The following is a 25,518-nucleotide window of genomic DNA, read 5'->3' as shown; positions in this document are numbered from 1 at the left end:
TTTTGGTTTTAAATTCCCTAAAACTATAAAAAAGTACTGATGTGATAATTATGTTACAAATTTATAATACCTTATCAAAAAAAGAAGAATTATTCCTTCCTAATCATCAAAATATTGTTAAATTATTTGTTTGCGGGCCAACTACCTATGCAGAATCCCATATTGGACATGCACGAACATATATTGCATTTGATGCTATCGTTCGTTATTTAAAATATCTTGGATATACCGTATTTTATCTTCAAAATATTACAGATATTGACGATAAAATAATAGATAAAGCAAAAATACAATCAAAAAATCCGGATTTATTATCAAAACATTATGAAAAAAAATATCTTGAAGATATGGAGAATTTGGGCGTCAATAACGTAAATTTCTATGCACGGGCAACTGAACACACATTTGAAATAATAAATCAAGTTAAAATTTTGATTGAAAAAGGTTTTGCATACGAAACTGAAAACGGTGTTTATTTTGAAGTATCTAAATTTCAAGAGTTTGGAAAATTATCGAATCAAAATATTGAAGAATTAAATGTTCACCGTGTAAATCCAGATGGGCTAAAAAAAGATGTAAAAGACTTTGTACTTTGGAAAAAAGTCAGTGAAAAACCATGCTGGGATTCCCCTTGGGGTTTTGGGCGACCTGGGTGGCATATTGAAGATACTGCAATTACTGAAAAATATTTCGGGCCAAAATATGATATTCATGGTGGAGGGCTTGATTTAATATTCCCCCACCATGAAGCAGAAATCGCCCAAATGGAGTCAATTTCTGGCGAAAAACCAATGGTGAAATACTGGATGCATACTGGATTTTTAAATGTAAATGGGACTAAAATGTCGAAATCTCTTAGTAACTTTATTACTATTAAAGAAATTTTAGAAAAGTACAATGCCTTGGAATTTAGGTTCTTTGTTTTATCGACACATTATCGGAGTCCAATAGATTTTAGTTCAGAGAACCTTGAGGCATCAAAGAAAAGTTTTGAAAGAATAACAAATTTTATCAAATCTACAGAATTTTTTATCCCAATTCTTGAAATTGAACATGAAAATGACGATTTAGTTGAACAAAATATTAAATTTACGAAGGAAAAGTTTTTTGATGCAATGAATAATGATTTTAATACTCCTTTAGCAATTTCGGCAATTTTTGGATATGTACGATTTATTAATAAGCACTTAAACGACAAAAATATATCTAAAAAATCGCTTTTAAAATCAAGCGAGCTAATTTTTGAACTTATGCAAGTTCTTGGGTTTGAGATAAAAACTAACTTAAAAAATGATAAAAATGCTGAAGAATTGTTAGATTTAATTTTAAACGTTAGATCAAAACTTAGAGAAAAAAAAGAATGGGAAATTTCAGATTATATCAGAAATAGGCTAAATGAAATAAACATAAAAATAGATGACATCAAATAAGACCAAGTGATTAATATGGAATGCAAAAAATGTAAAAGTCCGTCTATATATCATCAAAAACATTCTGGAAAACACTTCTGTAAGGAATGTTTTATAAACGATATAACTAAAAAGGTTCGAAAAACCCTTGGAAGAAATATTATTAAAAACAACGTAAAAATTGGAATTGGATTAAGTGGTGGAAAAGATAGCTTAGTAATGGCACACCTATTAAGTGAATTTTTTAAACCTATTCCAAATGCAAAATTAATTGGATTAATGGTTGATGAAGGAATTGACGGATTTAGAACTGATGGAATTAATAACGCAATAGATTTTTGTAACGAATATGATATTGAATATAAAGTAGTTCATTTTAAAGATTATATTGAAACGGATTTAGATACAATTGTTAAATTGGCGAAAGAAAAAAATTTAACAATGAACCCGTGTTCATTTTGTGGAGTAATTCGAAGAAAAATATTAAATAAAATAGCAATAATTGAAAAATGCGATTACCTTGCAATTGGCCATAACTTAGACGATATTTCACAAGCAGTCATGATGAACTACATTGAAGGAAACATTAAAAAACTAGCAGTTTTAGGAAAAGATTCTAAAAATTCTAAATTTGTAAAACGTATAAAACCTTTAGAAAAAATACCTGAAGATGAAGTATTACTTTTTGCAGATTTTTTAAAACTAAAATATCATAAAGCACCTTGCCCATATTCAAGTTTATCGTATAGATCGGAAATTTCTGAAATTACAGATCAACTTGAAGAAAATCATCCTGGAGCAAAATATTCAATAGTTAAAGGCTTTGAAAGACTTTTAGAATATTTAAATGTTCCAGAAGAAGTTGGAGTATGTAAAATATGTGGCGATGCTTCTTCAAGAGATATTTGTAAAGTTTGTACTTATTTAAAAGAACTTGAAATTTTAGAAAAGTCTAAGTTTTAAAAATTTTTAATATTTTTTAAATTTTTTATACTGAAAAAATTTAGGAATAAATCTTATGAAAAGCAGTATTTACGACTTGAAAAAACGTGGGATGATTGAACAGTCTGATATCGATTTTATGAAACATTTGGAAGACGATGTGCTTTTAAACCTGATAAATTCAAAAATAGCAGTTGAACGTTCAACTTCAGTACGTATACTATCTGAAAAAGGATATATTAAAGATGAAAATTTTGTAAAGTTGCTTTTAAAAAGACTTAATCTTGAAAAAAGTCTCTATACGAAATTAGAAATTTGTAGGGCCTTAAAAAACGGAAACGAAGAAACAGCTAAAATCCTTATTAATTATCTTGGAACTATGGGAAATAATCAACATAAAAATCTTCCAAAAGACGTTTCAAAAAAAGTAAGTTATCCACTCCCAAGAGACATTATTGCACGAGTACTGTGTAAAATGAATACTAAAATACTAGGTGTTTTACTAAATAATATAAATTTTAACGATGAAAAGAAGATTTCAGAATTAATTGATGCAATTGGTTTTTTAGTATTTTATAATATAGAGCTCTCAAAAATGGAAAACCTAAAACCAATACTTGATATAATGAATAGATATTCTAAAAATAAATTAATAATGTGGAAATGCACAATTTGTTTATCTGCTTTTCCATTAAATAAAAGCATAAATGTTTTAGAATATATTCTAACAAATAATAACGACGAAATAATAATAAAAGAAGCAAAACGTTCACTAAAGTTAATTAATAGTAAAATAATGAATCAAAAGTAATAAAAGTTTAAGTGTTAGGAAATCTTTGTTTAATTAAATTTTATTTTATTTTATTTTATTTTATTTTATTTTTTAATTTTCCAATGCAAAAAAATATTAATTGTTAGAAATACAATTATATTATCAATTAAATTCGAGGGGATGTTTTGAATATTCGATTAAATTATTTAAGACTTGAAAATATTGAATTTATTAATAATGATAATTTTAATGAAATATTAACGTTGGTAACTGAAGAAGATTTTAAAGATGTTGAAATAGTTATGGAGTTTAAAAAAAGATGGATAAAAATAATTAATAGTATTAATAATAGTGTTGAAGGAATTCAAAATTATGATATGTCTTTTTTTGAACTAATTAAATCTAAAATAAGAACAGATATTGAGTTAAATCCTTCTATTTCAACTAATGAACGAACCAAATGTCATTTGGAATTAGAAACTATTCACTGTAGGTTAAAAAAAGCCGTAAAACAAGCTAAAAATAGGTATCGGAAAAAAATATACGGCAGATATATAAAAATATTTCAAAAACAGCTAATGCAGCATTTCAGCCTTAAACTAAATTAAATTTTTAAATAGTAATAATATATAAGCTTCCTATTTTTTTACCAATACTTTCAAAAATACAATTTTGATAATTACAACTTCTATTCGGGTTTTCATATATAATCGGTTTAAAAAATTTATTTAAAAAACTTATTTTAATTTTATATATTGTTAAATAAAAGTGTTAATCAATACTATTTTGGGTTCTTTTAACAATAAAAGTTCAATTCTATTATGTTTTTAAAAGGTTATCTTTCAATGCCTTAATAAACCTTAAACTCGTGTCGAAATAGATATATATTCTAAATATAATATAATGTATTACATCTTTTTAGATGCTATTTTTAACTAATTTTTTGGTGAAATGGTTATGAAGCGTATAAAACCTATGCTTCTTGGAACATTTGTACTACTTTTACTATGTAGCTCGTGTTCTGCGGAAGAATATACTATTAAAGAACTAGGAATTGAAGATAACAAAATAAGTTTTTTGATATATAATGAAAGTTCAATTGCAAAAAATATGCCTGTAAATGGCACGTATACTGTTAATATATTTAATGAATCTATTGATGATTATATCACTGAAGTAATAAATTTCAGTGAAACTACAGATGAATATGGTGTTTTAAAATTAGAAATGCCCAAAATAGATACTTTTGATTATGTAGTTATTAATTTTGAATATCCTAATGAATTTAAATATAATTATTTCTTAATGGTGCCCCATTACTCAGCAAATTTAAATGGATATGAGGTATATGCTGAAAATGGAATTTTAAATTACACATTACCGTTAAAAAGTGTAGGAATTAATGAACATAAAAATGTAACCGTATATATTGGAAGGGAACCTAGAACTTTTGAAGTTAAAGACGGGTTTTTAAATATATATATTGAAAATATTACTGAAACTATCGAAATTTGGGGTGCATATGGTGCTGACGAAAACAATTATCCAATCTTTGAACTGTCTTTAACAGCACACCCCAATAAAAGAACTTTTGGCGAAAAAGACCTGATTTTAATGCCTAATCACATATATGAAAAATCAGGAAAAAATGTATCTATTTCGGTAGCCCTTATAAATGAGTCTACTGGAAAAATATTTAAAAATCAAGTATTAAATGTTGAATACGGGTTACCAAATGACAAAACTGTATTTAATGTAACAACTGATGAATTTGGAATAGCAACCTTTGGTGTACTGCATAATTCTAAACTTACGCCTGTTAAAATATATTATGATGAAACCGTTTACCGGTGGATATATATTAGTGAACCCTATGAAGGGGAGGAAAATGAAGAAAATTCAGAATGGGCGTATTTAAGCGGGTCAGGTGGAATTTCACGACCAAATGAGAATTTAGAATATACTTTTTTATTTAGCGGATCTAAACCTATAAAAAATCATAATGTAATGATTTATGGTACGGATGGGTACATTGGAACGGTTAAAACTGATGAATTTGGACGTGCGCGGTATAATATAACGTATGTACGGGAAGGAACGTATTTTTTAACGGCATTTGCAGTTTATAATGATACAACATATATTTCAGAACATAGTGAACCTATTATCATTTCCAATGCTGAGTACGACCTTTCTATAACTGGAAATATACTATTAATTAGCTCAAACATTGAATATTCCTTATATAAAGAAGGAATCCGGCAAGTTCTTTATGATGCATCTAAAAATGTAGTCAATAAACAATTAATCCTTGAAAGCGGGGATTACGGAACTTATACTCTAGAACCATGGATATATTCGAAAAAAACTGAACTTAATATGCATGAAGGCATGACTGACCATGGCGACTACATAAAAAGCGTATACTACCATCCATTTACTGTTCAAACAGGGGATTTTTCAGGAATTAAAACTTATGTAAATTACGAATTACCGATAACTGTATCTTATATCAATGGAACACCCGTAAATAATGCCACTGTAATCAGTGTCTTTAGATTATATACTGGAAATTATGAGGATGAAAATTATTATAATGGTAATGTTTATCATACCATTTCAAAAACAGATGACTCAGGAAATACAAATGTGACTATTAAAACACAGGGTAACTCTATTGGATATATTGATATATATGTTTCAGATGGAAATCACTTGTTCCTTGTGGAATCAAAGGACTTTAAAATAGCTAAAAATACTGAAGACTATATTGACCTAACAGGGACTATAACCTATAGGGCTTTAAACGCAACAGAAAATGAAGCAAATATTGAAGTAGTTCTTGAAATTCAAAATTTAGGAACAATTGATGCAGAAAACTTTGAAGTTCATGTTTATTTAAATAGTGACTTAGTAAAGAATGAAACAATTTCAGTTTCAAGAAATTCAAAAAAAACAATCATGTTTAATCAAAGCATTAAAAGTTTTGATAACGTATTTTTAAGAGCATTAATTGACTCTAAAGATCAAATTACTGAGTACAATGAAGAAAATAATGAAGTTATAAAAAGAATACATTTCCCTGATTTGAAGGTAAATTGGCTGTCTTTCCCTAGTTCAGTAGTGCAGGGTACTGAAAGACTGCTTTATGCGTCAATTGAAAAAGATAGTTATGACGAAGTTCAAATGAATATTAGCGTAGAATTAAATGGAGAATTAATTTATTCTAAACTGTCTAACCTTTCAGGATTGAATCGATACGAATGGCTATCACTTCCAGTAAATGTAAGTAATCCTGGAAGTAACAATCTAACTGTAAAAGTGCTTTCAATAAATACAATAGATAAAAATATCTCAAACAATGAAAAAACAGTTCAATTTAATGTAAAAGGAATAGCTGCAGATATTAGTAGAGTTTCAGGTATTCCAAAAAACAATGTTTTAGCATCTGGTGGGGAATATCAAATAACCGCATTTTATAACGTATCTATTCCTGAAACGTATACCTCAAAGATTGTAACCTCTAATGGGATTGAAGTCATAAGTAATAACGAAACTAAATCATATGTATACTCATTACGTAGCGAAATATTTACAATAAGGGCTAAAAACGTTTCAAAAAATGAAAACATTTCAATAGAAATATATCAAAATGAAAAACTACTTAAAAAAGAGACTATTCCTTTAAAAATTATGGATAATCCTGTAGTAATAAAATATTCAAATATTACAACAACAAATGAGTCAGTTACTTTGGATTTCCAAATATTTGAAACAACTGAATATGACATCGAAAGAAGATTAGATTATATTGCAATGATTGGAGAATCTGGAAGGACCTTAAATGGTATAGATTACCTTGCAAGATATCCACACGGATGTATTGAGCAAATTACTTCGCCAATGGTTGCATCAATTTACGTTAAAGAATACTGCAATGATAATAATATATTCACTAACGTAAACTTTGACAATATGGTTTCAAGCGGCATAATTAAACTTACAACTGAAGAGCGAAAACCTAGGATATTTATTGATGGATATGCATGGGGGCTTTATGGATCATATAGTGAAAAGCCAATCCATACCGGTTATGTACTATATGGGCTTACAACTGCAAAAATGAATGGACACGTTGTTAATAATACTTATTTAGATAATGGGGCCAAATGGTTGATAACTAAACAAAAAACAGATGGAAGCTGGGAATCAGACTATGCATACTATATGAGAGATGACTTTTCAAGTAATGCACTGATTACTATTTCACTACAACAAGTTTATAACGTAACGGATAATAACGAAATTAAACCAGAAATATTTAATGCAACAAATAAGTCCGTTAGATACTTAATAAGTCAAAATATTAATAATGACGATGACATTTATAAATTAGGATACAAAGCATGGGTTCTTTCAAATGCTTACAATATGGGAATAAATGATTCTGACGTATTTAATGCTTTAAATGATACCGTAGTTAAATTAAGCGCTTGGGCAGATGAAAATCAAGAAAAATCAGTAACTTACGGATTTACGGGAACTACAAGCTACAGTATTTATGGAGTAGCTTCAGAAAGTGTAGCTATATCCTCGATCGGACTACATAACTCAAAAGATATAATTAATAATGATGCATACAGTAAATTAAATTCACATTTAGTTAGTATATACAGTATATATGGTGGCTCTGGATGGGGTTCCACTAAATCAACAGGGTATGCATTAAGGGCAATAACTTTAGAACGTCCTGAAGCTGTTGATAACATGACAATTGATGTATACGTTAATTCAACACTAATAGATTCCATAATATTGAATAATAGTAATCCAAAGTATGTTGGAAAATACATAAATGATTCACACCTTACCCCTGGAAGTCATACAATATCATTTAACTTTAGTAAAAATGCAAAAATAGTTTGTGGGGGTTTAATTTCACAAACAACACCGTATTCAATTGCAATAAACAGTAATGGTAAAGATTATATAGATCCATTAGCTGAAGACTTTTTCTTAGATATAATTAGTGAAAGAGCAGTTCAAAATAGGGAATTTAATATGACCTTTAATATTAGAAATGAAGGTAGCGAACCTATTTTGGTAGGCATTCTTGACATTGACCTTCCAGAAGGACTAAACTACACTGAAAACATAAAAAATATTGAACATGCTTACATGGCTAATTTTAATTCGACTACAAATAAAACTAAATTATACGTATATCCAGAATTAATTGAACGTAACAGTATTCTTTCAATAATAATTCCAGTAATATCAACTACTGAAGTATCAAAAACCGTAGAGGCATTATTCTACCCAATGTATAATGAAGAATTAATTGCACCTCAAAAAGCAACAATATCAATAGTTCCATTAAAAATTCTTGAAATTAACACCCCATTAGGATGGGGGGCAAATATTAAAGAAATTAGTGGTAAAACTGTAATAACAATAGATGCAGTGGATGGATAATCCATTTAATTAAATCTTTTTCAAGGTGAACTTAAAATGTATAAAAAAATACTAATAGGGCTGTTGTGTTTGCTTGTATTTTCACCATTACAAGGTCAAGAAATGCCTCAAGGAAACATTACAGTTAATATTCCAAAGTATAACGTATCTTTTGACTACCATTTAACAGAAAATAAAAATTTTACATTTATAGAATTAAATGAATCAAAGAAATGTTCAATAGTTGGTTACTTTGATAATTTACCAAATATGATTTATAGTGTAGAAAACGAAAACTACAATATTACTCTTGTAAATGGAACAGTAGCAATAGTTTCTATAAATGCTACAGGATATAACAAAGTAAAAACTGCTGAAAACTGTAAATTCGTAGGTTGGAACTATACAATTAACCATGCATTCTTTTTAGTAACCGATATATATGAAATGACTACGGCTAAAATAGTTCTTACTAATCAAACTACATCAGATGGTGACAACTCTAGCACAGATCCTCCGTCAAACAATAACCGTAGAGGAGGTAGTGGAAGTGTAACTACTGATCAGACAGAAATCTCTAAAAACGTAATAAGTTCAATAAAGTCAGAAAAAATTAAACAAATTCTTTCAAACGCTAAAGTAGTAGCTGGAAATACAGTTGACTATAATTATGCAGCAAATTTAAGAACTGATTCAATGATTACAACAGTATCTGAATTAAATCAAGATACAGTAATTGTTGGAGGACCATTGGCAAATCCATACGCTAAAATGTATGATAATAAATTTGACTTAAAAATAACTAATGATTATCCTGGAGAAAATAAAGGAGTAATTCAAGTTAAAGAAATTAATGGATACATGGTAATTTATATTGCAGGTTCAGATAGATTTGGAACACTTGCAGCATTAGAATATTTTAAAACATTAGATGAATTACCTGAAAAACCATTAATTATAGAATGGACTAGTACTGGATCAAAATTAATAAAGTAACTTTTTATTAAAAAAATAACTTTTTTTTATTTTTTAAAGGGTAGTTTCAGTATAAGGTAAAAGCTATGATTTTTACCCCATGTAATGTTTATTTTACATTTTCCGAACGATTTTGAAACCCATATATCCTCCAAATTTAAACTATTGTCGTGGGAATAGGTATACGGCCCACACCGTGCATTAATTTACCCGAAATAGTATATCAAATTCAGGATTTATCCTAGATAATTATCCTGAATATACACCCCCGTATTTCAAATATATAATGTCGGTTCTCGAAATTTTAAACATTTTTATCGTTTTTAATGTTTTAGCTAATGTTCCAATTGATTTTTAAAAATTCAAGGCGACTTACAATTTTTAATTTTGCATTTTTCATCTTTTACAATGTTGTAAATATAAATTAATTCTTTTTTTACTGTTTGTTTGGTCGTAACTTTCAAAATTTTCCATCTTTTAAAAGAATGTATTGAAATTTAAGGTTTTTCCCAGTATAGTTTACACGTTCTGCCAAAAAATGTTTAAATTTGGGTAATTACTTACAATTTTATGGGAAAAAATTATTGAATAAAATCCCCTCCCTAATCGATTTTTTACGCTTTTTAAGTTTTTCTTCGATTTTAAGTAGTTATTCCTTTTTATATCAATTTTAGTTATTTTTATAAAATTTTTTGGTAAATTACTATCTTTTTCTTCCATTCATTTAGAAAATATTATATTTTTTGTAATTATTTTTACACATTTTTAATTTAGGGTTACAAAAAAATAAAAATTAAAGTTAATTTAAATTATTATTTAACAGGAATGTCTCGAGACATTAAAAAACCAATAATTTCTTTATCGTTAAAGCTAGATACGACCCCATAAAGGCTTGGAATCATTATTGGTAGAGGATTACCCTTACTATCTTTAATATGCTGTTGTGGAACAATCAAAGGCTGGAATCTAGAACAAATTGCATGTACATTACCCGTTTCTGTTGCAATAATTGGCCCACCGCTATTTCCGTAATTCAATGCTTTATCAAGTACATAGTTTTTTGGAGCCCCTAAATTAGCATTAGTATCAAAATTCGATGAAATTATTGCAGATGTGGCCCTTGGACTCAATTTTGTATATCCTAATTCGCCCGGTTTGATTATCCCATAACTTGAAAGTGGATATCCAAAAGAATAAACTTCGTCACCAATTTCAAGACGCTCTGTTGAAACGTTTATAAATGGAAATTCTGTTTTTTTATCAAGCCATTCTTTATTTGAGTTTTTTTCAAAATCTACCTTTAATAAAGCAATATCTAACTTTGAAAAAATATTTCCTTTTGATACATACTGGCAAATTTTTTTAGGGCCGTTTGAACTTTGTTCTTTTATCAAAACTGCCTTATTTAGGTCTTTTCTTATGGATCCATTTTTATCCATAACTATATGTGCAGCAGTTACAAACCATCCGTCAGGAGATATGAAAAAACCGGTTCCTACTGGAGTTGGCATTCCGCCTGCTTTTTTGTTAGGTAATTCAATACAAAACGTAGACTCCATAACTTTTAGAATTGTATTTTTTATCATAGTTACGCCCCCATAATCCATAATATTAATTATTTTAATATAGATTTAAAAGCTTTTTTAACTATGAATTATTTTAAAATTAAATTTAAAAAAATAATTATTCAAATTCTTTTTTTAATTCATCAAACTGTTTTTTCTTTTGAAGCTGCCTAAGATGCCATTCATCAGCATTAAAAATAACAATACAGTTCATGCCCTCAATTGTCATGTGTCTTTTTTCGATTTCTTCAGCTTTAGGATTGTCGATGTGAACGTGGTCTTTATCGGAATTATCCATTATTATTCCGTGAGAACTTCCAATTCTTGATAATAACTTTTTTGCCATTGTTTTACCCCATTTAGTCTTTTTATTAAAGTTTTGTGTTTCATTTAAGTAATATACTATATTCTGAAATATAAAAATGTTAGTATTTAATATTCTAAACTATAAACATTATATACTAATCCAATTATAATCATTATATACCAAATTTAAAGAACATTTTGTTAAATACTTAAAACAAAATCAGGTATTTTTAAAAACCGCATATTATTTTTAATCTTATAGTATTATACGCCATAAAATTGATAAATATTGAATTACAGTCTTAAAATTTGTAGGATATATGCTATAATATAGAATGTATAATAATAGCAATAGTCTTCATTTATGAAAAATATTCATATCAAAATGATATATTAATTCGTATATATTATATTTTAATGCATATTATTTAATATATACAAAATGTAAAAAAATAAAGGATGTAGACCATGAAAACAAGAGAACTATCTCCAATGAAGGGCGATATTCCAAAAGATTACTTAGTTTCATTTCCAATTAACCAAAACAAATATCTTATAAATGGGGAACTTTGTAAATGGCAGGGCGATTTTCAAAATGTATATTCTCCAATTTATGTGCGTACAGAAAACAATTCATCAAACTTAATTGGATCCTACCCTTTAATGGATAAGGAAACTGCATTATATGCCCTTGAAAGTGCTGTAAACGCATATAATAACGGTCAAGGCGAATGGCCACGAATGCCTATTGAGCAGAGAATAGATTGTTTAAAAAACTTTGTTTCATTAATGAAAGAACAGAAAAATCTTGTAGTTAATCTTTTAATGTGGGAAATCGGGAAAACATTAAAAGAGTCTGAAAAAGAATTTGATAGGACAATAGAATATATAAATGACACAATTGAAGCTTTAAAAGACTTAGATAGGGATGCATCAAGAATTACAATTAAGCAAGGGATTATTGCACAAATCAAAAGAGCGCCACTAGGTGTTGTTTTATGTATGGGGCCTTTTAACTATCCGCTAAATGAAACTTTTACAACGTTGATTCCAGCACTAATAATGGGTAATACCGTCGTGTTTAAGCCGGCTAAATTAGGAGTTTTATTGCTTTCCCCACTTTTAAATGCATTTAAAAGTGCTTTTCCAAAAGGCGTTGTAAACATTGTTTATGGTAGGGGGCGAAATGTGATCGAGCCAATAATGACATCGGGCAAAATAAATGTTTTAGCGTTTATTGGTTCATGTAATGTTGCAAATACCTTAAAAAAACAGCACCCGTATCCCCATCTATTAAAATCAGTATTGGGGTTAGAAGCAAAGAATCCTGCAATAATATTAAGTGACGCTGAAATAGAACATACTATTAAAGAGTGTATAACCGGAACACTTTCTTTTAACGGCCAAAGATGTACTGCTTTAAAAATTCTATTTATTCATGAAAAGATATATGATATCTTTCTTGAAAAATTTACAAGTGCTGTCGATAATTTAAATTTAGGCCTACCTTGGGATAAAAATGTTGATTTAACCCCATTACCTGAAAAGGATAAGCCAATGCTACTTCAAGAGATTTTAGAAGATGCTATTAAAAAAGGAGCGATTATTTGCAATAAAAACGGCGGAATAGTTAATGAAACTTCATTTTTCCCCGTTGTGCTATCTAATGTAAATGAAACTATGCGAATATATCATGAAGAACAGTTTGGCCCGATTATCCCAATTGTCAAATTTAATGATATCCAAGAACCATTAAAATACGTCATCAATTCAAATTTTGGCCAACAAGCAAGTATTTTTGGAAACGATGCTATTCAGATTTCTAAATTAATAGATGCCCTTGTAAATCAGGTATGTAGGGTAAATATAAACTCCCAATGTCAAAGGGGGCCAGATATTTTCCCATTTACGGGTAGAAAGGACTCTGCCGAAGGAACTTTGTCGGTTTCTGATGCATTAAGAGTTTTTTCAATTCGTACCATGGTTGCAGTTAAAGAAACGGAGAGTAATAAAAAAATAATAAAGAGAATATTTGATTCAAAGTCTTCAAATTTTTTAAGAACGGATTATATTTTTTAAAAATAACTAAAAAATATATTATTATTTAATTTTTAAAATTTGTAAATAAGTTTGAAATTAATTCGACAGAAACTAATCCTTTAGTTATCATTAATAACAATCATATGATTTACAGGCAGATACTTAAGGACGTATAGCAAAAAATAAGAGAATCCCCTAACCATACTTTACAGCTGTTTTAAAACAGGTAATTTGCTTGAATATATTGAATTATCATTTTGATTAAAAGTTAATACACGAAAATAAAATAAAAACTGTTTTATATCTTCGCCACATAAATAATCATTAAGAAAATGTAGGTGGTAAAAATGACAGACAACAAATATACGTCAATAGTAAGACTGGATTTTCAGTACGCACATAGGTTTATGAACTGGCCTAGGGAAGCAAAACATCTACATGGACATTCTGGTCTTTTAGAAATTGAACTTGAAGATGTAGTAGATCCAGTAACTGGGTTTGCACATCCTTGTAAAGAAGGAGTTAAAAAAGCATGGGAAGTTTGTGATCATTTCCACCATGCAACAATATTTCAAGAAGGCGACCCACTTCTTGATGCAGTTATTGAAGTATATAAAAATCACGGCATTAATAATGACCCGGAAAACTGCGTTCCTCTTAAAAAGATTGACCACCCACTTGCTTATTCATACCCAGAATACAGAATAGTTGTTACAAAAAAAGTGTCAACTTGTGAAAATCTTTGTGAACTTTTTTATGAACTTCTTAAAGACAAAATGCCTATTAAAAAAATTACTTTCCGCTCATCTTCAATGAACGCCGCATCAAAAGAATTTAAGTAAAAAGGCACCCTAATTAACCTTTATATTCTTTTATTCTTTTGAATTTATTTTATCTATTTTATCTATTTTACCTAAGTTTTGTTAGTTGTTTTATTTTTTAAATTATTTTTAAATTATTTTTTATTGTTTTATTTTCACGTTCAATTCTAAAATTCTCAGTATTCGATAATTTTTAAATCTTGTTAGTACTCTCAAAAAGAAATGGAATACTTTATTAACATTTAGTATTGAATGAAGTGTTGCTAAAAAAATTTGAAAAAGTGAGAATTATGGAATTTATATTTGAAATAATATTTTTTATAAATGCGTTAATTTTAGCAGCTTTAGGCTTTGCAATACGAATTAAAAAAGCCAGTTTCTTAATTTCAGGATATAATACCTCATCAAAAGAAGAAAAGGCAAAGTACGATGAAGTTAAACTATGTAATTTTGTTGGAAATTTGTTATTTGTACTTTCAGGAATTTTATTTTCTATTGGAATATTTAAATTAATAAATATAGCTTATTTTAGGCATATTTTAGATTTTGGGATGATATTATTTGTTATAGTTATAATGGCCTCACTTATATACCTGAATACTGGAAAACGGTTTAAAAAATTGAAATAAACTTTTAAATTTAGTTATTTATCATTTAAAGTTTTCAAAATCTATATATTTAGGCTTTTCTAACTTCATAGTATTATTGCATGCCGGACAGGTAATTTCAGAAGTTAACAGTTCTGAAATTGAAACTTTTATAAAAAAATTACAATTTGGACAGTTTATTCCAACGGTTGTAAAGTCCCTCTTAGAATTTGGAACTATTCGATTATCAAAAACTAAATCTTCATTATCTGAATTTTTCATAAAATTGCCTCTTAAGTTTTTAACTAAATCTAAAATCCAAATTAGAAACATTAAAAACATTAAAAAATAATTTTTTTATGATTTAGGTTATTTAACATAACTTAGCATACAATTAATTTACCTAATTAATTTACTTAATTGATTTGATTTAAATATTTCTAAAAAAAATGCCAAATTTAGCATCGGGTTTGTTTTTAAGAAATAAAATTTAAAGAGATGTTCAATAAACTCTATTAAAAATTTTTTAAAACCTGCTAAAAACACAAAAAACGGTAATGAAATAAATATTATTAATTTTTAAGCTCTTCTTTTTTCTTTTTTGATGCAGTTTTTGTACGTTTAGGTTTTGGATTATCTAAGGTTTTATCTAGGTTTTTTTCAGATTTTAAAGTTTCTTTAGCCTTTACTTTTTCCTTCGTTACTTCTATTTTATCCTCTAAATCCCCTTCTTTTTTCTTTTCTATTTTTTCAGTGTATCTACATTTTGGATAGTTACTACATCCGATAAAATCCCCAAACCTACCTTTCCGTTTCAAAAGGTCATTTCCACATTTTGGGCATTTTCCAATAACTTCTTTTTCATTCGATTCTCCGTTTAATTTTTCAGTATATTTACATTTTGGATAGTTTTCACATCCCCTAAATACACCATAAGGCCCTTTTTTTATTGATAATTTTCCGCCACATTTTGGACAACTTTTTTCTTCAAGGGCTGCTTTTTCCATTTCTTTTCTATCTTCTTCGGAAATTCTTGTTTTACAGTCTGGATTTACACATATTTTTATTGAATCAAGACCGATAATAGGGTTTTCACAAGTTTTACAAACTTCATTTATTACCTTAATTCTTCCTTTTTGTGGAATAGGGAATGTTATTTCACATTCTGGATAATTACTGCATCCAACAAACCTTTTTTTACCTTTTGTGCGAATAATTATCATGTCTCCGCCACATTTACATTTTCCAATAACTTGCATTGACCGGTTTGTAGAATCGAGCTTTTCAACTAATTCATTTCCTACTTCTTTTTCTTTTAACTTAAATTCGCCCAATATTTTTGTTAATTTGTCTTTAGTTTCTTTAATTACTGTTTCTTTTTTAATTTTTTTATCTTGTATCAATTCTAATTTATTTTCTAAATCCCTTGTAAGAGTTTCTTCAACAATTTCTGGACAGAATTTCCTTAAAGTTTCAGTAACTCCTATTCCAAGTTCAGTTACAGTTAAAGAACCATCATCAATTACGTATCCTCTTTTTGTTAATTTTTCTAAAATGTCAGCCCTAGTAGCCTTTGTTCCAAGTGTTCTTTTTTCAAGTTCCTTAATAATTGAAGCCATCGTGTACCGTTTAGGTGGCTTAGTTTCCTTTTCTTCAAAAGCTATTTCATTTATTCTTAGCAAATCTTTTTTCTTTAATGTTGGAAGTTCTATTTCATCGAATTTTGTAAAGTAGTATAGTTCATGCCATCCTTCCTCGATAGTTCTTGAACCGTTTAATTTAAATGGTTCCCCGTTAATTTCAAGACTTATTTTTGAGTATTCCCGTTTTGCATCATCCAAATAAAGTGCAATAGTACGCCTTGCAATAAGTTCATAAAGTTTTAATTCATCATCCGGTAAATTTTCTTTTGGAACATCTACTGCGTGAATTGCAGGGTGTGCAGGATCGTCTTTTTTACCATCTACTGGTTTTCTACCTTCACTTAAAATTAATTCAATGTATTTACTGTATTCTTTGTTTTTAGAGAGATTTTTCAAAACTTCGTCCATATAAGCCTTATCATCTGGAAGCTTTTGAGAACTAGTCCTTGGATAAGAACAATATCCTTTTTCATAAAGTTTCTGAGCAACTTCTTGTGTTTTTTTAGGTGAAAATCGAAATACATTATGCGCTTCCCGTTGTAATGCTCCTAAATCAAAAGGAACGTTTGGAGGGATACTTTTTAGAGTTTTCTTAATTTCTGTAACAAGTGCTTCTTTTTCATTTTTTACTTTTTCATAAGCTTCTTTTGCACGTTTTTCGTCAGTAAATTTTTCTAACTCGTGTAGTGCTTTTAAATTATTATCTAAAACTGCTTCAAGTACCCAATATGGCGTTGGAATAAAATTTTTAATCTCAATTTCCTTGTCAACTAAAAATGCAAGTGCCGGCCCTTGAACACGCCCTGTACTTAATGTTTTCCATCTTTTAGCGGAGCTTACCGCCTGCATTAATGCCCTTGATACATTTATACCAAAATACCAGTCTATTTTATGCCGACTATCCCCTGCATCAACAAGTCCAAAATCGATCTGGTTTGGATTTTCAAAGGATTTTATGATTTCTTTTTTCGTTAAACTTGAAAATCTTAATCTATGTGCATTTTTTTGACCGCATGCATGAGATAATGCATGGTATCCAATCAATTCCCCTTCTATATCAAAGTCCGTTGCAACGTAAAACTTGCTGGCCTCTTTTGAAACCTTTTTAAGTGTGTCAATATATTTTTGAATGTACTTTTTATCGTCAAGAGTTGATGCTGGAACCCATTCTATATCATATACTGGATAATCGCCAAATTTTGTCTTTTCTTTTTCCTGTAGCGTATATAGATGACCTACGGCGGAAGCTACAATTATATCTTCCCCATTCCTTTCAAGTTCATAATATGGAACAGAATTGTGGGACTTTTTCTTTGGCTTTCCAAGGGCTTCAGCAATTTTTTTAGCAACATTTGGCTTTTCACAAATAATTAGTCCGGTCATAATTTTCACTTTTTAAATTAATAAAATAATAGATAATAAAAATTATAAAAAAGCTATTTAAATAATTTCTTTTAAAATAAGTGGAATATCAGAAATTCTTTTTGCAACATATGCACCAGAATTTTCAAGTGCTTCCATTTTACTCTTTGCAGTTCCAACGCCTTTTTCAATAATTGCACCTGCATGGCCCATTCTTTTTCCTTCAGGAGCAGATTGTCCTGCAATATATGAAATTACTGGTTTTTTCATCTTTGAAACCATTTTCTCTGCAGCATTTTCTTCTGCATTTCCACCAATTTCTCCAACCATAATAATTGCATCAGTTTCACGGTCTTTTTCGAACATTTCTAAAACTTCAATGTACCTTAAACCAGTTACCGGGTCTCCACCAATTCCAACGCAAGTTGATTGGCCATGCCCTGAAATTGTAAGCTGACTTGCAATTTCATATGTTAAAGTACCACTTCTTGAAATCATTCCAATATTTCCTTCTTTTAGGATATTCATTGGGATAATTCCAAGTTTTCCCACTTTTGGAGATGCTAAGCCAGGAGTATTTGGCCCAATTATATTTACGCCGTGTTTTTTTCCGTATGAAACTATATCCATTGAATCTTGGATTGGCACGTGTTCGGTAATAATTGTTACAAGTTCTATTCCTGCATCAATTGCTTCATATGCCGCATCTTTTACAAATGGTGCGGGAATAAATATAACTGATGCATTTACGTCGTATTTTTCAACAGTTTCAAGTACCGTATCGTAAACTGGAATTCCGTAAACATCTTGACCTGCTTTTCCAGGTGTGACTCCAGCAACAATATTTGTTTTACATTCAAGCATATTTTGTGTGTGAAATCGCCCTTGATTTCCCGTAATTCCCTGAACAACTGCTCTAGTGTTTTCGTCTAAAAGTATCAATATTTCACCTCGTAGCTGAAATAAAATAAATTTCAAAGGCACCTTAATATTAAAATATCTATTAATATTCACATATTGGTATATAATATATAAATATTCGTTGTTTAAACACTAGAAACTCTAAAAAATCAAATTGGAAAAAAGAATTTATTTTAAACTATTTTGTAAAATACGATAATATGGAGTACAATACTAAAGTACAATACTAAAATAGTAATTGAGATTTTTAAAAACCTCAAAAGGTCACTATTTTTATAAAATCTACCTAAAAATCAAAGTTTACCATATTTAATTATTTATTCTATTAAAGTAGTATAAATTTCAAATGTTTTCAAAGGTAAATTTAATCAAAACTTTCATACACACTATAATGTTGCTAGTAAAATCCGTAAAAAATATTTTACGAATAATTCCAACAAAAATAATTACTTAATATGGTATAAGAACTTTTTGATTAAATTGTATTAAAAGAAAATATATTTTATTATTCGATAAAACATATTTAATAAAAAATATGTATGGCTAAAATAATTTTCGTATAGTAAACTTTTTTAATTATTTTTAATTTTTTAATAACTTATAGCATATAACTTATAGCATATTAGATATATAATTTTAAATACTATAAAAAAATAGGTTATATAAATGCCGTGTTTTATTTTTTGGTTAATTAGTTTATTAAATTTAAAATCATAACAATTTTTTATTTGCGTGAGATAATATGGATGAATGCTATGAAATTTTTGATGAATGCTATTCAAGTGCAAGAAACACGTCTTCTGTTATATTAAAATATTTTATAAAATATTCAGAATTTGAAAAAAAAGGCCTTGAAAATATGGATCCTTATATTTACGCAAAACTTGCATGTCAAGCAATGTTTATATATCGACTACTTGAAAAAGAAATAGGACTTCAAAATCTAACAAAAGATGAAAGAAACGCTGTAATGGTCATGAGAAGATATAAACAAATGGAAGTATCCGACCCGTCTCCTAAAAATTATGTTAAGTTTTCACTATGGAAAAATTCAGAGGGTACCTTAAAGTATAAGATAAGCGATTACCAGCAAGATTTGAAAAGTGAAGATGGATTTGAAAAGCTTTATGCTTATTTAATACCCCACCCTGAAATCATGCATGTGATAAAAGAGGTTTTTTTAAAAGTTGCACTTTCAAAAGGAATAATAGAATTATAATGCTTTTTTAATTAAATTATTACTTTTAATTAATTAATTCATTTTTAAAAGCCATTTATATTTTTAAATTTAAACACTGGTCGATATATAATACCTTGATTAATTGAGGTTAAGGATTATTTATATAACAAAGATATAAAACAGTTTTATTTTGTTTTTTTGAATTAACTTTTAATCAAAATGATAATTTTAGCAATATTTTATTATAAATAAAATCTTCAGAATAAGCAGTGAATTAAACTTTTCTGTCGAGTCTTAAAAAGCTCAATATTAAAACAAAATACGGCTACAAAATTGAATTAGATAACATCTATTTGGATAGGGAATAACTAAAACTTGGAAAAAATAATTACGGGTTTAGAATTAATTGATTATAAAACAGACGTTTCAAAAAGTCAGTTTAGGTGATGAATTGGTTAGTTTACTGTCTGAAAGGTTTTGATAAAATAACTATTTTTCAATTTTATTTTTACGATATTGATTCCATAAAAAATTTAAAAAATATTTTTTACTTAAGATTTTGTGACTATACTGTAGCTTTTGGTTTTATAGAGTCAATTACATTATCTACGCTGGTAACTGCATCAAATATAATTTTTTCATTCGATATTGCTGAAAAATGTTTTTTTGCACAGTCTATTTTTATATTTTCAATTTCTCGCCGGTCAGCTTCAACTAAACTTCCTTTAGATTCAAAAACACAGTAAGCGTGCGAAACAGTATCTTTTTTAAATACCATTAACCAATCCGGACTAAATTTACCAACTGGTGTTTCAATATTGTATTTATTTTTAGGAAGTTTTGTAAATACTATTAGATTATTATAAATATCCATTTCTTCCCCTATTTTCTTTTCTGGATCCACTGAATCGTACTCTAACTTATCATAAAGATAATTATTTGGCGTTTCAATATACTTTTCAGGGTTTAATTTTAAAATATTTTCAAAAATATCTTTTGGAATTTTTTCATCAGCTTTATGGTATACGATATTATTTTCAATGATTACTGCTTTTTCGTGATTTATCAAATTTGAAATATTTTTTATAAATTCTTCCGGATTTTTCTTAAAACATTCAAATTTTTCCTGCGTTATATTGGTTAATATTTCAATAATTGTATTTTTTGTAAGCCTTGTTTTGTCAACAATCTGTGAAATTAAATCAAATTTAATGTTTTTTGAGATGGCATTTTCTACTGAAATAGTATCTAACTTTTTTTCTTCAAATTCAACAGTATTTTCATGTTCTTTTTTTGTTATTCCGGTACGTAATTCTACATATACTGAACTTACAGTCAATTTTTCATTGATTTTAGCTACTGAATTTTTAATCAATTCTTTTGTATCAAAATCCACTGTGTAATAACTTTTAGTACTTATATAATTCCACAATTTGTCAAATTCGGGATCATTTAATTTTTCAAGTTTTATGTGTGATCGTACGTCCGATTTTCCAGATGCCTTACTTATATCTATTTTATTGTTTACTACTTTTTTAGATAGTTCAATAATTTCTTTAGAATACTCTTTTAATGATTCAGAGATTTTTATATCGTTAGTTTCCAAATCAGTTCTGAATTTTTCCGTAAATTCATTATCTTCAGTTAAATACTGATTTATTACAAATGAATAGTGAATTTTATTTGCTAAATCCGGAGATATTTGTGTTCCATTAATATTCTGGGTTTTAAGGAATTCGACACTAAATTTAGTAGGCCTAATTTTTAAACTTTCATTAAATTCTGACTGCAATGCGTTTGCAAAGGATTCATAAGATTCATTTGCAATAATTGTAAGTACATTTGTTTTATCTACATCAATTCCTTCAAAACTACTGTCTATTCTTTCCCCATTTTGGTTTACACAAAGTCTTAACCCACGGCCGACTTCTTGTCTTCGTTTTATTTCGGTAGATTCATTATCTCTTAATATACAAATTTGGAAAACGTTTGGGTTATCCCAACCTTCTTTAAGTGCTGAGTGGGAAAACAAAAACCGGACTGGGTTTTTAAGATCAAGCAGTCTTTTTTTATCTTTCATAATTAATTCAAAAGTATCGGGGTCACTACAAGTTTTTTCTTTCCCCTTACCTTTTAAATCTGGATTTTTAAGTTGTTTAGATTTTTTATCAATTGAAAAGTATCCTTTATGTGTATCATCTACTGAAATTTTTCCCAAATAATCATTTAATTCGGGATTTTCTTCTAAAAATTCTGAAATTATTGAAGTATATTCCTGAACAAAAATTTCAGCATATTCACCATTTACTTGATTTCCGTCATCAGCATATTGTCTATATTTTGCAACTTCGTCAATAAAGAAAAGAGATATTGTTTTTATCCCGTTTTTGTAATTCATAGATTCTTTATTTAGGTGGGATTTTATCAATTCCCTAATTTGAATTCTTCTTTGATACATTTTATCAGGTTTTCCATAAATTACGCCTTGATCAAATGTTTTATCTCCTTCAGGTGTTCTTACAACAACACAATTATTTCTTCCGTCAACTTTATCGATAACCCAATCTTTATATTGTTCTAATTGTGCATATTTTTCATAAATATTGTCGCCATCCTCTACTTTTTTTAACTGTCTTTTGGATGTTGAAATATCAATTTCAATTCTTGCTTTTGGGTTACCCTTGCTGGTTAATATTTCATCGACTAAAAAGTAGCCATGTGTTGCATTTCCACCTTTAACTTCAATTCCCTTAACTTCAATTCGTTTAACCAGTTTTTTGTTAAATGCATCTACTGCATCTAACCTGTAAACAAGCGTATATAATTCCCTATGTGTTGCAGAGTACCTTAAAGTAAATAATGGTTTAAATTCGCTTAAAACATCTTTTGTTTTGGTTTTTCCCTTACCCTCAACAGATTGGGGTTCGTCAATTATCATTATCGGGTTTGTGGTATTGATGTATTCAATAGGTGCAACACCATATTCATTATTAGAATTATGTATTGTATTACTTTCAGTTTTATTAAAAGCCTGATTATTGATAATCATTACATTAATTCCGTCATCTCGTGCAAAACTCATTACATCGTTTATTTTTGATGAATTGAATACAAAATAATTTATTTTTTTACCATATATCGCTAAAAAATGTTCTTCCATATCTTCAAATGATTTATAAACACCTTCTCGAATTGCGATACTTGGAACTACGATAATAAATTTAGTCCAGTTGTATCTTTTATTCAATTCAAAAATTGTATTAATGTATGTATAGGTTTTTCCAGTTCCAGTTTCCATTTCAATAGTTATATTTAAATTAGCTTTATCCATTGATTCAGCAACTTCACTTCCAAAAATACCATTTCTTTTTTGAATTTCATTTATGTTTTTCAAAAGGAGTTCATTTGAAAGATTAATTTTTTCATTTCTAAATGCGTAGATATTTTTGTCGGTTCCAGTCCAGTCTTTTAAATTTGATTTTTCTTTATCCAAAATATATTTTGAAACTGCACCCATTTCCCCTTCAAAAATATCGCAGACTGCATTTACTGCATGTTCTTGAAAGTCCTGCTTTTTATAATGCAAATGTTTCAACTTAAATCACCTTAACGTTTGATTTAAGTTCAGCATCGGTCTTGAATAATTTTGTTTTTAAATATTCCATTGTATTAATCATTTCTGAATCGTTTTTAAATGAAGATTCCCTAAATACGAATTTTGGTTTTAATCCAGAAATTTCTGATTTTATTTCGGCTAATTCTCTAATTAAATTTAAATCAATGTTCTGATCAAAACACCCAACTAACCAGCCAGAATTTATAACAAATACTTTTTTATTTTGTATTGTATTAATTTCGATTTTTGCAGAAATTGGAATTCCCATGTTCAAAAGAACTTGGTAAATCAAATCTTCTTCAGTTCTGTCTTCTTTAATCGTATCTTTGAAATTAATCAATGTGGTCTGCGTAATTTTTTCAGGGCTGTAATATGTATCTTTCATGTTTGATTCATCCAATTTAAATACTCTAAATCCAAAATCAACATTGGATAAATCCTTATCACTATTTTCTTCTTGGATTTTTTTAGCAGCTCTTCTTATTCTTTCTTTACCTATTTCACAGATGTTTTTATATCCTGCTTTAAAAGCCTCAGTTCCTTCCTCTACTTCTTCAGGTAATTGAACCATAATGAACTTACGACTTCCATTATCTTCAGCATTTAGTTGCATAACTGCATGAGCAGTAGTTGCTGATCCTGAGAAGAAGTCAAGGATTGTGTCGTCTTTATCGGTAGCCAATAAACCAAGAAATTGTATCAAATCATAAGGCTTAGAATAATCAAACATTTTTTTACCGAATATTTTTTCCATTTGCTTTGTCGCTTGAGTACTGGAATATTTAGCTATAACTCCTCTATGAGGGACTGATCTTGTTATTGGATTACCATTATGATCTAATTTAAAATATTGTTTAGTATATACCCATAGTTTTCCATCAGTATTCTCTTTAAATTCTATGAAATTATTCTTGATGCCCCATTCAAATTTAGTTTTTGACCATCTCCAACAACCTCTTTTGCCATTTTCTGAAGGGGTTACCTTCTCACCATTCGGCATTTCAATTTCATAATCTAATGATTTTGAATACTGTATGCTAAAACTATTAAGTTTAATTAACTTATATCTTCCTCTTTCTTCAACAAACTCATCTGAATAGGCGTATGAGGAATCTTCTTTTTTGAACTCTCCTTTAAGTTCAGCTAATTCAATCGATTTTGTATATACTAAAATATACTCGTGTTTTATTCTGAAAAATTTACTATCTGAACTTCCTCCTCCTTCTTTATTCTCCCAAACTAATTGAGCAATAAAGTTATTTTCCCCAAATATTTCATTACACACTTTTTTTAGATTATCAACTTCGTTGTCATCAATAGATATGAAGATAACTCCATCTTTTTTTAGAAGTTTATATGCAAGTTGCAATCTTGGATACATCATGTTTAACCAGTTACTGTGGAATCTTCCATCAGTTCCCGTATTTTTAATTAGTCTGTTTCCTTCTTCGTCTATTGCTCCTGCTTCTGCTTCATAATCTTCTTTACTCATTGAAAAATTATCTTTGTAAACGAAGTCTTTTCCAGTATTATATGGTGGATCGATGTAGATACATTTAATTGAATTTGAATATGATTTTCTTAGGATTTTTAAAACTTCTAAATTATCTCCTTCAATGTATAAATTTTCAGTATTTTCAAAGTCAACAGAGTCTTCAATTACTGGTCTAAGGGTATTTGTTGTACTTTCAGTTGCAACTCTTCTCGCATTTTGTTTTCCTGCCCACGTCAGTTCATAAATTTCAGAATTTTTATCTGCATAGTCGCCAACCAATTCTTTTAGTTTTTCCAAATTAATTGTTTTAATTGATTTCCCATCTTTTTCAATTTCAGTTAAAATTTCTGGAAAAATTTCACCTAATTTTAATACATTTTCAGTTACTAAATTTTCAGTTTTCAGCGGTAATTTTTCAATATCCATTTTT

At 28.4% G+C, this 25,518-nt stretch carries 17 protein-coding genes; 10 read left to right on the top strand and 7 right to left on the bottom strand.

Going from position 1 to position 25,518, the window contains the following annotated elements; all coding sequences use genetic code 11:
- Positions 1–50: 50 nt before the first annotated feature.
- The 6 genes from cysS to MEVAN_RS00860 all read left to right on the top strand — a co-directional run bounded on the left by cysS (position 51) and on the right by MEVAN_RS00860 (position 9,573).
- Entirely contained in the window at positions 51–1,430 is a 1,380-nt protein-coding gene (gene cysS, locus MEVAN_RS00885; protein ID WP_011971985.1) for a cysteine--tRNA ligase, read from the top strand.
- Positions 1,431–1,445: 15 nt separating this feature from the next.
- Positions 1,446–2,372 carry a TIGR00269 family protein gene (locus MEVAN_RS00880; RefSeq protein WP_011971984.1) on the top strand — a complete coding sequence of 309 codons (927 nt, stop codon included), beginning with the start codon at positions 1,446–1,448 and terminating at the stop codon, positions 2,370–2,372.
- Between the two features lie 91 nt (positions 2,373–2,463).
- Positions 2,464–3,162, top strand: coding sequence for a hypothetical protein (locus MEVAN_RS00875; RefSeq protein WP_052290595.1), 699 nt, complete (start codon positions 2,464–2,466; stop codon positions 3,160–3,162).
- A gap of 146 nt (positions 3,163–3,308) precedes the next feature.
- The gene (locus MEVAN_RS00870; RefSeq protein WP_011971982.1) at positions 3,309–3,731 is read left to right on the top strand and encodes a hypothetical protein; all 423 of its coding nucleotides are present in this window, start codon (positions 3,309–3,311) and stop codon (positions 3,729–3,731) included.
- Between the two features lie 349 nt (positions 3,732–4,080).
- Positions 4,081–8,598 carry a CARDB domain-containing protein gene (locus tag MEVAN_RS00865; protein ID WP_011971981.1) on the top strand — a complete coding sequence of 1,506 codons (4,518 nt, stop codon included), beginning with the start codon at positions 4,081–4,083 and terminating at the stop codon, positions 8,596–8,598.
- Between the two features lie 36 nt (positions 8,599–8,634).
- Positions 8,635–9,573, top strand: coding sequence for an S-layer protein (locus tag MEVAN_RS00860; RefSeq protein WP_011971980.1), 939 nt, complete (start codon positions 8,635–8,637; stop codon positions 9,571–9,573).
- A 791-nt stretch (positions 9,574–10,364) separates the two neighbouring features.
- Here the strand turns inward: MEVAN_RS00860 and MEVAN_RS00850 are convergent.
- Together MEVAN_RS00850 and MEVAN_RS00845 are read right to left on the bottom strand one after the other, a co-directional pair.
- Positions 10,365–11,138 carry a S1 family peptidase gene (locus MEVAN_RS00850; RefSeq protein WP_011971979.1) on the bottom strand — a complete coding sequence of 258 codons (774 nt, stop codon included), beginning with the start codon at positions 11,136–11,138 and terminating at the stop codon, positions 10,365–10,367.
- 97 nt (positions 11,139–11,235) lie between these two features.
- Positions 11,236–11,463 carry a hypothetical protein gene (locus MEVAN_RS00845; protein WP_011971978.1) on the bottom strand — a complete coding sequence of 76 codons (228 nt, stop codon included), beginning with the start codon at positions 11,461–11,463 and terminating at the stop codon, positions 11,236–11,238.
- 428 nt (positions 11,464–11,891) lie between these two features.
- Here MEVAN_RS00845 and MEVAN_RS00840 point away from each other — a divergent pair, with 428 nt between their 5' ends.
- The 3 genes from MEVAN_RS00840 (at position 11,892) to MEVAN_RS00830 (ending at position 14,913) form a co-directional block, all read left to right on the top strand.
- Positions 11,892–13,502, top strand: coding sequence for an NADP-dependent glyceraldehyde-3-phosphate dehydrogenase (locus tag MEVAN_RS00840; protein WP_011971977.1), 1,611 nt, complete (start codon positions 11,892–11,894; stop codon positions 13,500–13,502).
- 308 nt (positions 13,503–13,810) lie between these two features.
- Positions 13,811–14,305, top strand: coding sequence for a 6-pyruvoyl trahydropterin synthase family protein (locus MEVAN_RS00835; RefSeq protein WP_011971976.1), 495 nt, complete (start codon positions 13,811–13,813; stop codon positions 14,303–14,305).
- A gap of 269 nt (positions 14,306–14,574) precedes the next feature.
- Positions 14,575–14,913, top strand: coding sequence for a DUF3784 domain-containing protein (locus MEVAN_RS00830; RefSeq protein ID WP_011971975.1), 339 nt, complete (start codon positions 14,575–14,577; stop codon positions 14,911–14,913).
- Between the two features lie 21 nt (positions 14,914–14,934).
- Here the strand turns inward: MEVAN_RS00830 and MEVAN_RS00825 are convergent, their stop codons facing one another.
- From MEVAN_RS00825 to sucD, 3 genes are all read right to left on the bottom strand, one after another.
- A complete protein-coding gene (locus tag MEVAN_RS00825) occupies positions 14,935–15,153 on the bottom strand; it encodes a hypothetical protein (RefSeq protein ID WP_048059113.1) in 219 nt (72 codons plus the stop codon).
- A 290-nt stretch (positions 15,154–15,443) separates the two neighbouring features.
- Entirely contained in the window at positions 15,444–17,897 is a 2,454-nt protein-coding gene (gene topA, locus MEVAN_RS00820; RefSeq protein WP_011971973.1) for a DNA topoisomerase I, read from the bottom strand.
- A gap of 57 nt (positions 17,898–17,954) precedes the next feature.
- Complete coding sequence (gene sucD, locus MEVAN_RS00815; protein WP_011971972.1) at positions 17,955–18,818, bottom strand: succinate--CoA ligase subunit alpha; 864 nt, start codon at positions 18,816–18,818, stop codon at positions 17,955–17,957.
- Positions 18,819–19,539: 721 nt separating this feature from the next.
- On the opposite strand from sucD, the gene MEVAN_RS00810 reads away from it, so the two are divergent.
- A complete protein-coding gene (locus tag MEVAN_RS00810; protein WP_011971971.1) occupies positions 19,540–20,016 on the top strand; it encodes a hypothetical protein in 477 nt (158 codons plus the stop codon).
- Between the two features lie 526 nt (positions 20,017–20,542).
- Here MEVAN_RS00810 and MEVAN_RS00805 read toward each other — a convergent pair.
- Together MEVAN_RS00805 and MEVAN_RS00800 are read right to left on the bottom strand one after the other, a co-directional pair.
- Positions 20,543–23,572, bottom strand: coding sequence for a restriction endonuclease (locus tag MEVAN_RS00805; RefSeq protein WP_011971970.1), 3,030 nt, complete (start codon positions 23,570–23,572; stop codon positions 20,543–20,545).
- Position 23,573: 1 nt separating this feature from the next.
- Entirely contained in the window at positions 23,574–25,514 is a 1,941-nt protein-coding gene (locus tag MEVAN_RS00800) for a site-specific DNA-methyltransferase (RefSeq protein ID WP_011971969.1), read from the bottom strand.
- Positions 25,515–25,518: the final 4 nt, after the last annotated feature.

It is taken from the genome of Methanococcus vannielii SB (assembly GCF_000017165.1).
GTDB classification, from domain to species: domain Archaea; phylum AGJL01; class Methanococci; order Methanococcales; family Methanococcaceae; genus Methanococcus; species Methanococcus vannielii.
Note: the sequence above shows the minus strand (reverse complement) of the source record. Positions and strands in the feature narration are given on the sequence as shown.

Coding starts and splice junctions, on each gene's coding strand:
- MEVAN_RS00835 (WP_011971976.1), top strand. CDS start 13,811: ATGACAGACAACAAATATACGTCAATAGTAAGACTGGATTTTCAGTAC.
- MEVAN_RS00845 (WP_011971978.1), bottom strand. CDS start 11,463: ATGGCAAAAAAGTTATTATCAAGAATTGGAAGTTCTCACGGAATAATA.
- MEVAN_RS00865 (WP_011971981.1), top strand. CDS start 4,081: ATGAAGCGTATAAAACCTATGCTTCTTGGAACATTTGTACTACTTTTA.
- MEVAN_RS00860 (WP_011971980.1), top strand. CDS start 8,635: ATGTATAAAAAAATACTAATAGGGCTGTTGTGTTTGCTTGTATTTTCA.
- MEVAN_RS00800 (WP_011971969.1), bottom strand. CDS start 25,514: ATGGATATTGAAAAATTACCGCTGAAAACTGAAAATTTAGTAACTGAA.
- MEVAN_RS00840 (WP_011971977.1), top strand. CDS start 11,892: ATGAAAACAAGAGAACTATCTCCAATGAAGGGCGATATTCCAAAAGAT.
- MEVAN_RS00825 (WP_048059113.1), bottom strand. CDS start 15,153: ATGAAAAATTCAGATAATGAAGATTTAGTTTTTGATAATCGAATAGTT.
- MEVAN_RS00830 (WP_011971975.1), top strand. CDS start 14,575: ATGGAATTTATATTTGAAATAATATTTTTTATAAATGCGTTAATTTTA.
- MEVAN_RS00880 (WP_011971984.1), top strand. CDS start 1,446: ATGGAATGCAAAAAATGTAAAAGTCCGTCTATATATCATCAAAAACAT.
- MEVAN_RS00875 (WP_052290595.1), top strand. CDS start 2,464: ATGATTGAACAGTCTGATATCGATTTTATGAAACATTTGGAAGACGAT.
- cysS (WP_011971985.1), top strand. CDS start 51: ATGTTACAAATTTATAATACCTTATCAAAAAAAGAAGAATTATTCCTT.
- MEVAN_RS00850 (WP_011971979.1), bottom strand. CDS start 11,138: ATGATAAAAAATACAATTCTAAAAGTTATGGAGTCTACGTTTTGTATT.
- MEVAN_RS00810 (WP_011971971.1), top strand. CDS start 19,540: ATGGATGAATGCTATGAAATTTTTGATGAATGCTATTCAAGTGCAAGA.
- topA (WP_011971973.1), bottom strand. CDS start 17,897: ATGACCGGACTAATTATTTGTGAAAAGCCAAATGTTGCTAAAAAAATT.